The 13127-nt window shown below is 71.1% G+C and carries 11 protein-coding genes and 1 tRNA gene; 2 read left to right on the top strand and 10 right to left on the bottom strand.

Annotation, left to right across the window (positions count from 1 at the left end):
- Nucleotides 1–287: 287 nt before the first annotated feature.
- From ACZ4O3_RS20435 to ACZ4O3_RS20390, 10 genes are all read right to left on the bottom strand, one after another.
- Nucleotides 288–1997 carry a nitrite/sulfite reductase gene (locus ACZ4O3_RS20435; protein WP_467723422.1) on the bottom strand — a complete coding sequence of 570 codons (1710 nt, stop codon included), beginning with the start codon at nucleotides 1995–1997 and terminating at the stop codon, nucleotides 288–290.
- 55 nt (nucleotides 1998–2052) lie between these two features.
- Nucleotides 2053–3306, bottom strand: a complete 1254-nt coding sequence (locus ACZ4O3_RS20430) for a type 1 periplasmic-binding domain-containing protein (RefSeq protein WP_467723420.1) — start codon at nucleotides 3304–3306, stop codon at nucleotides 2053–2055.
- The gene (locus ACZ4O3_RS20425) at nucleotides 3303–5057 is read right to left on the bottom strand and encodes a hypothetical protein (protein ID WP_467723418.1); all 1755 of its coding nucleotides are present in this window, start codon (nucleotides 5055–5057) and stop codon (nucleotides 3303–3305) included. The genes ACZ4O3_RS20430 and ACZ4O3_RS20425 overlap by 4 nt, the downstream gene beginning before the upstream one ends.
- 67 nt (nucleotides 5058–5124) lie before the next feature.
- Nucleotides 5125–5865, bottom strand: a complete 741-nt coding sequence (locus ACZ4O3_RS20420; protein WP_467723655.1) for a sirohydrochlorin chelatase — start codon at nucleotides 5863–5865, stop codon at nucleotides 5125–5127.
- A 141-nt stretch (nucleotides 5866–6006) separates the two neighbouring features.
- Nucleotides 6007–6900 carry an ABC transporter permease gene (locus tag ACZ4O3_RS20415; protein WP_467723416.1) on the bottom strand — a complete coding sequence of 298 codons (894 nt, stop codon included), beginning with the start codon at nucleotides 6898–6900 and terminating at the stop codon, nucleotides 6007–6009.
- Nucleotides 6887–7654, bottom strand: coding sequence for an ABC transporter ATP-binding protein (locus ACZ4O3_RS20410; protein ID WP_467723414.1), 768 nt, complete (start codon nucleotides 7652–7654; stop codon nucleotides 6887–6889). The genes ACZ4O3_RS20415 and ACZ4O3_RS20410 overlap by 14 nt, the downstream gene beginning before the upstream one ends.
- Complete coding sequence (locus tag ACZ4O3_RS20405) at nucleotides 7651–8781, bottom strand: aliphatic sulfonate ABC transporter substrate-binding protein (protein ID WP_467723412.1); 1131 nt, start codon at nucleotides 8779–8781, stop codon at nucleotides 7651–7653. The genes ACZ4O3_RS20410 and ACZ4O3_RS20405 overlap by 4 nt, the downstream gene beginning before the upstream one ends.
- Nucleotides 8756–10036: a sulfate adenylyltransferase subunit 1 gene (locus ACZ4O3_RS20400; protein ID WP_467723411.1), complete on the bottom strand. Its 1281-nt coding sequence runs from the start codon at nucleotides 10034–10036 to the stop codon at nucleotides 8756–8758. The genes ACZ4O3_RS20405 and ACZ4O3_RS20400 overlap by 26 nt, the downstream gene beginning before the upstream one ends.
- A 2-nt stretch (nucleotides 10037–10038) precedes the next feature.
- Nucleotides 10039–10986: a sulfate adenylyltransferase subunit CysD gene (gene cysD, locus ACZ4O3_RS20395; protein ID WP_467723409.1), complete on the bottom strand. Its 948-nt coding sequence runs from the start codon at nucleotides 10984–10986 to the stop codon at nucleotides 10039–10041.
- Nucleotides 10983–11666: a phosphoadenylyl-sulfate reductase gene (locus ACZ4O3_RS20390; RefSeq protein ID WP_467723407.1), complete on the bottom strand. Its 684-nt coding sequence runs from the start codon at nucleotides 11664–11666 to the stop codon at nucleotides 10983–10985. Before ACZ4O3_RS20390 ends, cysD begins: the two co-directional genes overlap by 4 nt.
- A 375-nt stretch (nucleotides 11667–12041) precedes the next feature.
- On the opposite strand from ACZ4O3_RS20390, the gene ACZ4O3_RS20385 reads away from it, so the two are divergent.
- Both ACZ4O3_RS20385 and ACZ4O3_RS20380 read left to right on the top strand, forming a co-directional pair.
- Nucleotides 12042–12129 (top strand) — tRNA-OTHER (locus ACZ4O3_RS20385).
- 147 nt (nucleotides 12130–12276) lie between these two features.
- Nucleotides 12277–12987 (top strand): helix-turn-helix domain-containing protein, encoded by a 711-nt coding sequence (locus tag ACZ4O3_RS20380; RefSeq protein ID WP_467723405.1) that lies wholly within the window; start codon nucleotides 12277–12279, stop codon nucleotides 12985–12987.
- The last annotated feature ends 140 nt before the right edge of the window (nucleotides 12988–13127 follow it).

Here is a 13127-nt window from a genome sequence, read left to right as displayed (position 1 = left end):
CGGCACGCCTGCGACGGCGCCGAGCGCACCTGGCAGAACACCGTGGCGGCTGTCCTCAAGTACGTTGGAGCCGCCCCCCACATCGACCATCGACGCCACCTTGAGGGAACCCCGCTGCAGGGCGGGTTGTCGTTGCCCCGGTCCCACGCAGTCGGGCAAGGGGCCGGCCGTGAGCTGACGGAGGGCTGACCGCGGGAAGACGCTGGAGCGGTTGAGTTGAACGGGACAAGGCCCCGGCCTGGATCTCCGCGGAGTCCGGGCCGGAGCCGACCGGTCTGTCAGCTCTGTCATGCCGCAGATGCATCCGATTTCGGCTGCAGCAGCGACTCGTCCGCGCGTAACACCCACTCGGCGAAGCTTTCCGCAGGGTCTCTGCGCCCGGCGAGATAGTTCCGGGCCAGTCGTTCGACGTAGTCGGGGAGTTCGGCTGCCGGGGTCCGTAACCCCCGCAGCTTGCGGCCGAAGCCGCCGGCCCCGCCCGCGGCGAGCGTCAGGCCGCCGCCGAGATGGATCTGGAAACCCTCCACCTGCCGGCCCTCGGCGTCGGTCACCAACTGGCCCTTGAGGCCGATGTCGGCGACCTGGGTGCGGGCGCAGGCGTTCGGACAGCCGTTCAGATTGATGGTCAACGGCACGGACTGGTCCCGCAGCCGCCGCTCCAGCTCCGCCACCAGCTCCGCCGCCCGCTGCTTGGTCTCGACGATCGCGAGTTTGCAGTACTCGATACCGGTGCACGCCATCGTGGCACGCCGCCAGGGCGACGGCCGGGCGGCCAGCCCCAGGTCCGCCAGCTCCCGCACCAGGGGCTCGGGATCCGTCACATCGAGCACCAGCAGCTTCTGGTACGGCGTCAAGCGGATCCGCCCCGACCCGTGGGTCCGCGCGAGGTCCGCCAGCGCGGCCAGCCGGGTCCCCGACAGCCGGCCGACCACCGGTGCCGCGCCCACGTAGAACTGCCCGTTCTTCTGGCGGTGCACCCCGATGTGGTCCACCGGCGAGTCCGGGAGCCGGGGCGCCGGACCGTCGGCGAGCGGCCGACCCAGGTACTCCTCTTCCAGCACGGCCCGGAACCGTCGCACACCCCAGTCGGCGACCAGGAACTTCAGCCGCGCCCGGTTGCGGAGCCTGCGATAGCCGTAGTCCCTGAACAGCCCCGCCACCGCCGCCCAGACCTCGGGCACCTGCGCCAACGGGACCCAGCAGCCGACCCGTTCGGCCAGCCGGGGCGCCGTGGACAGCCCGCCGCCCACCCACAGGTCGAAGCCGGGGCCGTGCTGCGGATGCTCGACCCCGAGAAACGAGATGTCGTTCACCTCGTACGGGACATCGGGCAGCCAGGACACCGCCGACTTGAACTTGCGGGGCAGGTTCGCGAGGGCCGGGTCACCGACGTACCGGGACACGATCTCGTCGATCACCGGGGTGGGATCCAGCACCTCGTCCGCCGACACGCCCGCCACGGGGCTGCCCAGGATCACCCGGGGGCAGTCGCCGCAGGCCTCCGTGGTGGACAGCCCGACGGCCTCCAGGCGCTCCCAGATCGCCGGCACGTCCTCGATGCGGATCCAGTGCAGCTGGATGTTCTGCCGGTCGGTGATGTCGGCCGTGTCGCGCGCGAAGCGCGTCGAGAGGTCGGCGACGGCCCGCAGTTGCCGGGCGTCGAGGCGGCCCCCGTCACTGCGGATCCGGAGCATGAAGTACTCGTCGTCGAGTTCCGCGGGGGTCAGCACACCGGTGCGTCCGCCGTCGATGCCCGGCCTGCGCTGGGTGTAGAGCCCCCACCACCGCAGCCGGCCGCGCAGGTCGTCGGGTTCTATCGAGGCGAACCCCTTGTGGGCGTAGACCCGTTCGACCCGCTCGCGGACCCGCAACGGGTCCTCCAGCTGTTTGAACCGCTCGTTGTCGTTGAGGGGGGTGCGGCCGCCGACGGCCCACTGGCCCTCGTCGCGCCGCGCGGCGGGCCGCGCGGACTGCCTGCCGCCGGGTGTGGTGGTCATGCGGTGCCTCTCCTGTCGGGTGGAGCGGATGACGTCGGCCCGGTGCCGGGCCCGGCTACGACCGGTCGAGGGGCTGCGTGACCGGGATGATCATCCCGTCCGGGAACCAGTCCGTGGCACTGGAGTGGTCATGGCCGGAGCCGGCGACCGTGCCCGGGATCTGGGCCGTCGCCGCCGCGTACAGCAGCACCGGGGCGGCGTCCGCGGAGTGCCGTGCCTCCTGCCAGGCCGCGTAGCCCGCGGCCGTGGGCGCCTCGCCGGCGAACTTCCTGTCCAGGGCCGACACGTAACGCATCGGCGCAGGGTCGTGCGGGGCGTACCGCAGGGCGACGAGCTGCCCGGCGGCCGGCGTGAGGAGCGGCGCGTCGAGCAGCCACGGAGCGAGATACGTGCCCTCGGTCGCCACCCGCCCGGAGGCCGCGTCGGTCAGCGAGGTGTACGCCCCGGCCCACCCGGCGACCAGCATCAGCGGAAGCCGCCGGGCACCTGGCTCGGTGACAGCCACTCCGGCACGGGCGGCGGCCTGCCGCACGACCGTGGCGGCGGCCCGCCCGCGCGCCGAACCGTCCCCGGCGAGCGCCAGGGTCCGGGCACCGCGTCCGGCGATGTACCGGACGGTCGCGCGCAGCGCGTCGGCGTCCCGGCCGGTCAGCCGGTCGGCCGGACACCGGGCGAGCCGCCGGGACACCCCTGCGGCCAGGGCGCCGAGCGCGGAGCTCGCGCACTCCGGCCCGTCCGGCCCGAGCAAGGACGACGGTGTGCCGCCGCCCGTCCGCTGCCCGGTGTCGACCGTGAGCGACCCCAGCGAACCGCCGGCGGAGACCCACAGACTGCTGCGCCCGGCGGGCAGCCGCACCCGTATCCACGTCTGGGCACCGCCGGCCGCCTTCCGGCCCGCCGTGAGCCGGTCGCGGTCGGTGCCCGCGGCGGCCTGCCCCGTGGTGGTGACGGACACGAGGTTGAGGCCGGGCCGGTTCGGCACGACCAGGACCGGCACATGTGCGGAGCCCAGGTGCAGCGCGTCGTACACCGGGACGCCCGGTGCCGCGACGGCGGACGCGACGGGCGCCGTGGCCGGCAGCACCGCCGACCCGGCCAAGGCCGCCCCCGCCAGCACGGCGGCGAAGAAGCCCGCCACGACGGAGCGTCGGCGCAGCCACCCCTTGTGCAGCAGTACCAGGCCCATGGCGACCCCGGCACCCACCACCAGCGCGCCCACGACCAGGGCCAGGGTCGGGCCCCCGGACTGCCCGGAGGGGCCGTGGCCCTCCTGCGCCACGGCCCCCGCGAGCACGGCGGAACCGTTCACCGCAGCGCCTTGTCACTGACGACGAACAGCAGACCGTGGGCCCGGCCGTTGCCGTACGAGCCATGGGGCCAGTTCTGGCGGTTCATGTTCACGCACGTCTGGCCGGTGTTCTCGTCGCGGAACGTCGTGTCGAGCGACAGACGGCCCTTGCGGTCCAGGTTGAACATGCAGATCCGGTGGTCGCCGCCACCGCCGAAGGAGCCAGCGATGAAGTAGTTCGAGGTGGCGATGCGGCTGACGGTGTCCGTGTCCCGGTACTGCCCCATGGCGTTCTGCTTGAACGTGTCCATGGTGCCCCAGTGCGGACCGCCGTCGGTGGGGTCGTTGATCGGCATGACCCCGGTCAGCGCGGGACAGTCCGGCTCGTCGCCGCCGCGGTAGGCCTCGTCCAGCCGGTCGATGCTGCAGGCCGCCTTGCCGCCGTCGGCGAGCAGCTTGCGCACGTCCAGGACGTAGACCATGCCGGTGGTCACGTCCAGCGGCTTGCCGTACGTGGTCGACGAACCCATGACCGTGTGGAACAGGTACCGGTCGTCGGGGCTCATCATCAGCCAGCTGCCGTTGTCGCCGCCACCGGTCACCGAGCCGTCCGGATGAAAGGTCCGGTAGGCCGTGGTGTCGTCGAAGATCTCCCGCCACTTCGGGTGCTTCGCCATGATGTCGGGCGTGTAGAAGATCGCGCCACCCGCCATCGTGGAGACGAACGCCCCCTTGTGGTTGCGCTTGTTCGGCAGGGCCGTCTCCATCACGACACGGGACTCGCCGAACGCCTTGTTCCACTCCTGGGAGACCCGAGGGCCGTCGCTCACCTTGCTGATCGAGCGCAGCTTCGGGTTGTTCTCGTCCTTGATGTCGAAGACCCGCACCGTCTGCCGCGCCAGCTTTTCCACGCCGTCCGGCAGCGGGGTGCCCGGCTTCGGGATGCTGCGGGTCTCGGTGAAGTCACTGGCCACCATGATGCCGAGGTCCTCGCGGACCGCGACACCGTGCGGATTGGCACAGGTGGCCTTGGGTATCGCCGGGATGTTCGCGCACTGGTTCGGGTCCTCGCCCTGGGCCAGGGCCACGGGGATCTCGGCGAGCGTCTTGCCGGTCTTGCCGAAATGAACGACCTCACCGGGAGAGCCGGCCGCGCCGTTCCCGTCCCGCACCTGTCCGTTGGTGTAGGTGCAGGGGCCGGTCACGTTCGGCCCGCCTACGAACGTCCCGTACGCGGTCCCGTCCTTGAGGACCGTGTAGGCGTCCGGCATGGTGCCGCACGCCGTGTCCTGCGGGTCGTTGACGCCGACGAGCTTCAGCGCGGGCAACGCGTGCGAGTCGAAGACGAAGGTCGTGTCCGACTTGATGCCGCTGGCGTAGATCTGGTCGCCCTTGTGCCAGACGTACTGCATGTGGTGCGGCTCGTTGCCGGTGCCCGGCCCCATCGTCACGGTGTTGACGATCTCGCCGTAGTGCGCGGACCCGCGGGTCGCGTCGATCACGGCCATGAAGTCCGGTGCCGCCGGATCGTCCGGGCCCGACCAGGCAAGCAGCCACTCCCGCCCGGGGCCGGAGGCGGCCGGGGTGAGATGGTTGGTCGCGGTGTAGGTGACGCCGTTCGACGCCAGGTAACTGGAGGTGGACGTGGTGACGGTGGCCGCGTCGGCGGCCTGGCCGGAACCGGTGAGCAGTCCCGTCACCAGTCCGGCTGCCGCCACGGCCACGACGGTGCGGTGCACCAGTCGCCGTCGCCCCCTAAAGAGATGTCTCATCGTTCCCTGCGCTCCTTCCGCGCCAGGTCATGAACGCGCGATGTCACTCCTGCGGTGACTCTGGCAGTCACGGCTGATCGCGGGCTGACATCCGGCTGCCGAGGGCGGACGCGTACCGGTGGCACACCAGGAGCGCCGTCTCGGGGGTGTCACCGAGGGCGTCGGCGTACACGTCGACACCGCAGCGCCGGGCGTCGGCCCGCAGCCGGTCGAGCAGCCGCCCGGGGGCCAGGAACAGCGGGGCCAGCGCGACACGCGGCACGCCGGCCGCCCGCAGGGCGCGCGACGCGTCCCGCGGGCGGGGCAGTGGTCCGGAGGCGAACGCGGGCCGCACGGAGCGCCAACCGGTGCGCCGCAGCTCCCGCGCCACGTCTGCGACCTCCGCGATCGCCTCCGGGTCGGTGGACCCCGCCGAGGCCAGCACGACCCCGGTCGAGGGCTTGTCGGCCGGCGTCAACCCGGCCTCGTACAAACGTCGTTCGAGGGCGGACAGCAGCAGCGGGGAGCGGCCGAGGACGTCCGCCCGCACCACACGCAGTCCCGGCGGCGCCTTCCGCAGCAGCGCTGGGATGTCGATCCGCGCGTGGAACCCGCGGGTCAGCAGCAGCGGCAGGGCCACGACATCGCGCGCGCCCTCCGCCGCCAGGGACTCCAGCATCGCCGGCACGGACGGGGTGTCGAAGTCCAGGAAGCCGGCCTCCACCCGAAGTCCGGGCCGCCCCGACCGCACCCGCCGCACCAGGGCCCGCACGGTCGCCGCGTGCCGGGGGTCCCGACTGCCGTGCGCCACGAGCAGCAAGGGGGCCACCGTGGTCGTCGTCGGAGCCGCCCGGGCCGCCGGTGTCGTCCGGGTCGTCGGGGCCGCCCGAGTGGTGCGGAGCGCCGTACCGTCGTCGGCGGGTGCCGTGGGGACGAGCGGTGTCGTGCGGTGGGCAGGGGCCGGCACGGGTCAGTCCGTGGCCAGGAGACCGCGGACCCGTCGGATACGGCGCTCCAGCGGGCAGAAGACGATAAGGTCGATGGCGACCCCGATGACGAGGATCAGCAGGATGCCCGCGAAGACGCCCGGCAGGTCGATGCTCTCGCGCGAGTTCTCCAGATAGCGGCCCAGTCCTACGCCCAGATCCGGTGACGAGGCGATCAGTTCGGCCGCCATCAGCGAACGCCAGGCGAAGGCCCACCCCTGCTTGAGCCCGGCCACATAGCCGGGCAGTGCCGCGGGCAGCAGCACGTACCGGATCCCCCGTACCCCGTCGGCGCCGATCACCCGTCCGGCCCGCAGATACAGCGGGGGAACGTGATCGATGCCGGAGACCAGCCCGTTGGCGATGGACGGCACCGCACCCAGCAGGATCACCGCGTACATCGCGGAGTCGGTCAGCCCCAGCCAGATCACCGCCGCGGGCACCCAGGCCACCGACGGCAGCGACTGCAGGCCGGTGAGCAGCGGGCCCACCGCGGCCCGCACCCACGCGACCCGGGCGACCACGAGACCCAGCACGGTACCCAGCCCGAGCGCGGCCACGAAGCCGGTCAACCCCCGCGCCAGACTCGTCCAGATGATCCCGAACAGGGTTCCCTGGTACCACAGCGTCCGGAAGCTGTCGGCCACGGCTCCGGGGCTCGGCAGTTCGGCGGGGGACACCAGCCCCAGGACGCAGACCACCTCCCAGACCAGGAGCACCAGGGCAGTCGCAAGCACCGGTGGCAGCGCCTTGCGGAGCAGGAACCCCCCGACCGGCGTCCGGCGGGCCCGTACCTCCTCCAACGCGTCCAGGCCCGCTTCCAGACCGGCCAGGGCCTGCGCGTCGGCGGCCACGGACTCGCTCTCAGTGCTGGCCATGACGGCGGATCTCCCTCCGTAGTTCCTCGGTGATCTCGACCGACAGTGCCGCCACGTCGGGGTCCTCGATACGGCGGGGCTGCGGGATGCCGACCGTCCACTCACGGGCCACCCGCCCGGGGCGGGAGGACAGCAGCACGACGCGCTCGGCCAGCCGGACGGCCTCGCGCACGTTGTGGGTCACGAACAGCACCGACACCGCGGTCTCCCGCCAGATCCGGGTCAGTTCGTCGTGCAGCACATCCCGGGTGATCGCGTCCAGCGCCGCGAACGGCTCGTCCATCAGCAGCAGCCGGGTGTCCTGGGCGAGGGCGCGGGCCAGGGCGACGCGCTGGCGCATTCCCCCCGACAGCTCGTGCACGCGTTTGCCGTACGCGCCCTTCAGGCGGACGAGTTCGAGCAGTTCCTCCGCCCGGGGCCGGCGCCCGGGCCGGGGATGACCGCCCAGTTTCAGGGCGAGTTCGACGTTCCTGCCCGCCGTCAGCCAGGGGAACAGCGCGTGCTCCTGGAACATCAGCGCGGGGCGGCGGCCCGGCACGCTGATGTCGCCCGAGGTCGGCTCGTCGAGCTCGGCGATCAGGTTGAGCAAGGTCGACTTGCCGCACCCGGACGCACCCAGCAGACAGACGAATTCGCCCTGACCGATGTGCAGGTTGATGTCGTGCAGCACGGGCTGGGCGACACCGGGCCGGCCGAAGGACTTGTGGACGGCGGTGAGCCGTACGGCGGTCGCCGTGGTCGGTGCCGTGGTCACGGTGCCTCCTCGGCCACGCCGAGCCCGGCGTCGGACACCGCGGGCCTGCCCAGGTCCCGGAGTACCCGGTCGAGCGGGCGAAGGTCGTAGATACCGTTCAGATCGGGATGTTCGAGCAGCCCCGTACGGACCGCGTGCTCCGCCTCCTCGCGGAGCGTCGCGGCCAGAGGGTCGTCGAGCGGCTCGACCGAGCTCCAGGCCCGGTCGAGCACCGCCCGCGGCAGCGGACGGCTGCCGGCCGCACCGAGGGCACGGTTGACGGCGAGTTCGGCCGCGGCCGGGTGACTCCTTATCCAGGCGTTCGTCCGCACCGAGCCGCGCAGCACCGCTTCCACGATGTCGGCGTGCTCCTTCAGGAACCGCTGGGAGACGACTACCTCGGTGATCACGAACTTCCGCCCGGGCCACAGGTCGGCCTCGTCGAGCAGTACCTTCGCGCCCTCGGAGACCAGTTTGGACGCGGTCGGCTCCGGCACCCAGGCGCCGTCGACGGAGCCCGCCCGGTAGGCGTCCGGGGTGATCTTGTTGTCGGTGCGGACCACCGAGACGTCGCCCTTGCCGCTCTGTGCGTCGACCTTCCAGCCCTGGTCGGCGATCCAGTTGAGGAAGGCCACGTCCTGCGTGTTGCCCAGCTGAGGGGTCGCGATCCGCTTGCCCTTGACGTCCTCCAGGGACTTGATCTTCTTCGGGTTCACGACGAGTTTCACGCCACCGGAGGCCGAACCCGCGATGATGCGCAGGCTCTTGCCGCCGGACCTCGTGTAGCCGTTGATCGCCGGGGAGGGGCCGATCCAGCCGATGTCGACGGAACCGGAGTTGAGCGCCTCGATCTCGGTCGGGCCCGCGTCGAAGGCCACGTACTCGGCCTTCGTGCCACCCAGTTCCTTCTGGAAGAAGCCCTCCTGCTCGCCCGCCAGGGCCGTCATATGGGTGAGGTTCGGGAAGTAGCCGATCCGCACGGTGCCGGCGGAGAGCTTTCGCGCGCCCGGTGCGACAGCAGCCGCGCCGGCGTCCCGCGTCCGCTGTGAGCCGTATCCGCAGGCGGTCGGTACGAGCAGGGCGAGGGCCGCGAGCACCAGACAGGACCGGCGACGGGTGTCCCTACGGGGCTGAGGGGTGGCTGACATGGAGGTCCTCCCCTCGGGGCTGGGCCATGCCCGCGGCCAGGGTTGCCCCGTCGTCCGGGGCGATCAGGATGAAGGAGCCGGTGTGGCGTGAGTCGGCGTACGAGTCGAGCGGCAGCGGCTCCGCGGTGCGGATCGCGACGTGGCCGATGTCGTTGGCGGTCAACCGGCCCGGCTCGGGATGCCGGGAGAGGTCGTTCAGGGTCAGCCGCCAGGGGATCGCCGCGACGATCGCCCTGGCGGTACGGGTGGTGTGCTTGAGCAGCACCTGGTCGCCGACCCGTAGCGGACGGTCGGCCAGATGGCAGACGACGGCCCGGATGTCGCGTGTGAGCACCGGGGCGTGCTCCCCAGTGGTGATCATGTCCCCGCGGGAGACGTCCCGTTGGTCGGCCAGCCGGATGGCTGTCGACTGGGGTGCGAACGAGGCGGCGGCCTCCTTGCCGAGCACGTTGATCGCGACGATCTCGGAGGTCTCGCCGGACGGGTGGACGGTGACCCGGTCGCCGACCCGCAAGGTCCCGGCCGCCAACTGGCCCGCGTAGTGCCGGGTTTGGCCCTGCCGGATGACGTACTGCACCGGGAAGCGGACCGGGGCGTGCGCCAGGTCGTGGCTGACCGGGACGGTCTCCAGGTGTTCCAGGACGGTGGGGCCGCCGTACCAGTCCATGTTGGCGGAGGGTTCCACGACGTTGTCGCCGACGAGCGCCGAGATCGGGATCGCGGTGACCTCGGGGACGCCCAGTTCGGTCGCGTACGCCGTGAACTCCTCGGCGATCCCCGCGAAGATCGGCTCCTGGTAGGCGACGAGGTCCATCTTGTTGACGGCGAGGACGACGTGCGGGACGCGCAGCAGGGCGGCGATCGCGGCGTGCCGGCGGGTCTGCTCGACGACGCCGTTGCGGGCGTCGACCAGGATGATCGCCAGTTCGGCGGTGGAGGCGCCGGTGACCATGTTGCGGGTGTACTGCACGTGGCCAGGTGTGTCGGCGAGGATGAACCGGCGTTTCGGGGTGGCGAAGTAGCGGTAGGCGACGTCGATGGTGATGCCCTGTTCGCGCTCGGCGCGCAGCCCGTCGGTGAGGAGGGCGAGGTCGGGGGTGTCCTGGCCGCGGCCGGCGGAGGCCCGCGCGACGGCTTCCAGCTGGTCGGTGAGGACCGACTTGGAGTCGTGCAGCAGCCGTCCGACGAGGGTGGACTTGCCGTCGTCGACCGAGCCGGCGGTCGCGAACCGCAGGGTGTCGATGGTGGTGCTCATGTCTAGAAGTACCCCTCGCGCTTGCGGTCTTCCATCGCGGCCTCGGAGAGTTTGTCGTCGGCGCGGGTGGCGCCGCGCTCGGTCAGCCGGGACGCGGCGATCTCCGCGATGACCTTCTCGATGCTGTCGGCGTCGGAGTCCACCGCGCCGGTGCAGGACATGTCGCCGACGGTCCGGTAGCGGACCTGGCGCTTCTCGACGCTCTCGCCGTCCTTCGGGCCGCCCCACTCGCCGGCGGTCAGCCACATCCCGGCCCGCTGGAACACCTCACGCTCGTGGGCGTAGTAGATCTGCGGCAGTTCGATGCCCTCGCGGGCGATGTACTGCCAGACGTCCAGTTCGGTCCAGTTGGACAGGGGGAAGACGCGGACGTGTTCGCCGGGGGCGTGCCGGCCGTTGTAGAGGTTCCACAGCTCGGGGCGCTGGCGGCGGGGGTCCCACTGGGAGAACTCGTCGCGCAGCGAGAAGACCCGTTCCTTGGCGCGGGCCTTCTCCTCGTCGCGGCGGCCGCCGCCGAACACGGCGTCGAAGCGCTCGCTCTGGATCTTCTCGGTGAGCGGCAGTGTCTGGAGCGGGTTGCGGGTGCCGTCCGGGCGCTCGCGCAGCACACCGCGGTCGATGTAGTCCTGCACGGGGGCCACGTGCAGGCGCAGTCCGTGCCGTTCGACGGTGCGGTCGCGGTACTCCAGGACCTCGGGGAAGTTGTGGCCGGTGTCGACGTGCAGCAGGGAGAAGGGAACCGTCGCCGGGGCGAACGCCTTGAGCGCCAGGTGCAGCATCAGGATGGAGTCCTTGCCGCCGGAGAACAGGATCACCGGCCGCTCGAACTCGCCCGCCACCTCACGGAAGATGTGGACCGCCTCGGACTCCAGCACGTCCAGGTGGCTGAATGGCACAGTGTGCGGGACCTGCGCCGCGGTCGTGGCCGGAGCCTGTCCGATGCCGCTCATTCGTGCAGCCCGCATTCGGACTTGGCCCGCCCCGCCCAGCGGCCGGCGCGCGCGTCCTCGCCCTCCAGCACCCGGCGGGTGCAGGGGGCGCAGCCGATGGAGGTGTAGCCGTCCATCAGCAGGGGGTTGGTCAGCACGCCGTGTTCGGTGATGTAGTCGTCCATGTCGTCCTGGGTCCAGCGGGCGATCGGGGAGATCTTGACCTTCCGGCGCTTCTCGTCCCAGCCGACCACCGGGGTGTTCGCCCGGGTCGGTGAGTCGTCGCGGCGCAGTCCCGTGACCCAGGCGTCATAGTGCTCCAGGCCCGCTTCCAGCGGCTGGACCTTGCGCAGCTTGCAGCACAGGTCGGGGTCGCGGTCGTGCAGCCTGGGACCGTACTCGGCGTCCTGCTCGGCGACCGTCCGGCGCGGGGTGAGGGTGAGGACGTTGACGTCCATCACGGCCTCGACCGCGTCCCGGGTGCCGATAGTCTCCGGGAAGTGGTAGCCGGTGTCGAGGAAGACGACGTCCACGCCCTTCTGGACACGCGACGCCAGATGGACGACCACGGTGTCCTCCATGGAGGAGGTCACGCAGAAGCCCTTGCCGAAGGTGTCCACCGCCCACTGGAGGATCTCCAGGGCCGGCGCCTCTTCGAGCTCCCTGCCCGCCCGGCGGGCGAGCTGCTCAAGGTCGTGCATGGTCGACCCCTTTGTGTGTACCGGAAATAACACCGATAAAGGAGAGTGCGAACGCCCTGAGACACCCCGTGCATTCCCAGGAGTTCCGCGGGAGATCCGCGGAGGGTCGCAGGTCCTCGTTTCCGCAGTAAGGACAGTAGAAAGGTGCCGTGCGCTCACTCACGAATCCTCCCGATGGGTGGCCGATCGCACACGCTATAGGCGTGTGGATACGCGTTGCTGACAGATCGCTGATCGGCGTCCGGAAAGCCCGTCGGCGCTCATGCTTCGTCATGGGGGGCAGAGCGTCAGTGGCTCGTCAGTCCCCGGTAAGGCGGGGCGGGCACGATGGATTTCAGAACGACGGCGGGAGGAACGGTGATCCCGCCGGGATGGGGAGAGGTACCCGAAGCGGCCGAACGGGTTCCGGGTTTGTCCGGGAGGGTCCTTGTGGCCCGCGCAGGTTCGAATCCTGCCCTCTCCGCTCATGTGCCGGTGCCCATCGTCCAGCAGGACGGTGGGCACCGGTCTTACCTCGCAGATAATCGACACACGACCGGCGCGGGTCGATAGTGGGGCCAACGATCCCGGTGGCAGATCCGGGCGCGCAGACATGTAAGGGCTGAGCGCGATGCGGTCGGACGACGGGAGTGCGCCCGAGACCGGGCCCGGCGGGCTGGCGCGCCGCATCCGTGAGGAGCGACGGCTGAGCCGGGAAGCGGTGGCGGCCCAGGTCGGGGTGTCGGCACAGAATCTGGAGCGGTTCGAGGCGGACCGGCTGGTCCCGGACCGTTCGGTGCTGCTGCGGCTCGCCGAACTGCTCGGCCTCTCCCTGCGGGACCGCAACGAACTGCTCGCCCGCGCCGGCCACGGCCGGCCGTACGACGAGACCCCCCTGGCCGCCCCCGAGATGGCGGCGTTCCGCACCTTGGTGAGCAACGTCCTGCGCAGCCACGGCGCCGTGCCCGCTATGGCAGTCGACCAGTCGGGGCGCCTGCTCGCTGTCAACGCGGCCGCAGACCTGATCGTCGATGTGGTCGCCCCGGCCGACCGTACCTATCTCACCGAGGCCGGAGTGCGGACCCACATCCATCCCGACTGCCTCGACAAGTGGACCCTCGACAGCTCCGAGTGGACCGGGCACGTGCTCCGTGGGGACCTGCAGGACAGGAGCGCCGCCCCGCAACGTTTCTCACTGCTGCGGATCACCGTGGCGGGCCGGGACCTTGCTTTCGTGAATGTCGAAACGGTCTTTGCGCTGCCTTTGAACGTCACCGTGGAAGAAGTGGCGATTCAGGCATTTTTCCCCGCCGACGAGGAAACGGCCAGATTTCTGCGGTGACCGCCCGTCCGTGGGTCGAGTGTCTCGATCTTGTCTCGAACCCGTGTCAGCCTCATGTCAACGCGCCATCAGATGCTGCAGGCAGGCTATGGGCTTGAAAGTAATCCGCGGAACGGTGCAACGGGGGAAGTGACGTCGTG

This window comes from Streptomyces sp. NPDC026515 (assembly GCF_055567595.1).
Note: the sequence above shows the minus strand (reverse complement) of the source record. Positions and strands in the feature narration are given on the sequence as shown.

Excerpts from the sequence above, each read along its gene's own strand:
- ACZ4O3_RS20435 (WP_467723422.1), bottom strand. The coding sequence starts at position 1,997 with ATGACCACCACACCCGGCGGCAGGCAGTCCGCGCGGCCCGCCGCGCGG.
- ACZ4O3_RS20425 (WP_467723418.1), bottom strand. The coding sequence starts at position 5,057 with ATGAGACATCTCTTTAGGGGGCGACGGCGACTGGTGCACCGCACCGTC.
- ACZ4O3_RS20415 (WP_467723416.1), bottom strand. The coding sequence starts at position 6,900 with ATGGCCAGCACTGAGAGCGAGTCCGTGGCCGCCGACGCGCAGGCCCTG.
- ACZ4O3_RS20405 (WP_467723412.1), bottom strand. The coding sequence starts at position 8,781 with ATGTCAGCCACCCCTCAGCCCCGTAGGGACACCCGTCGCCGGTCCTGT.
- ACZ4O3_RS20400 (WP_467723411.1), bottom strand. The coding sequence starts at position 10,036 with ATGAGCACCACCATCGACACCCTGCGGTTCGCGACCGCCGGCTCGGTC.
- cysD (WP_467723409.1), bottom strand. The coding sequence starts at position 10,986 with ATGAGCGGCATCGGACAGGCTCCGGCCACGACCGCGGCGCAGGTCCCG.
- ACZ4O3_RS20390 (WP_467723407.1), bottom strand. The coding sequence starts at position 11,666 with ATGCACGACCTTGAGCAGCTCGCCCGCCGGGCGGGCAGGGAGCTCGAA.
- ACZ4O3_RS20380 (WP_467723405.1), top strand. The coding sequence starts at position 12,277 with ATGCGGTCGGACGACGGGAGTGCGCCCGAGACCGGGCCCGGCGGGCTG.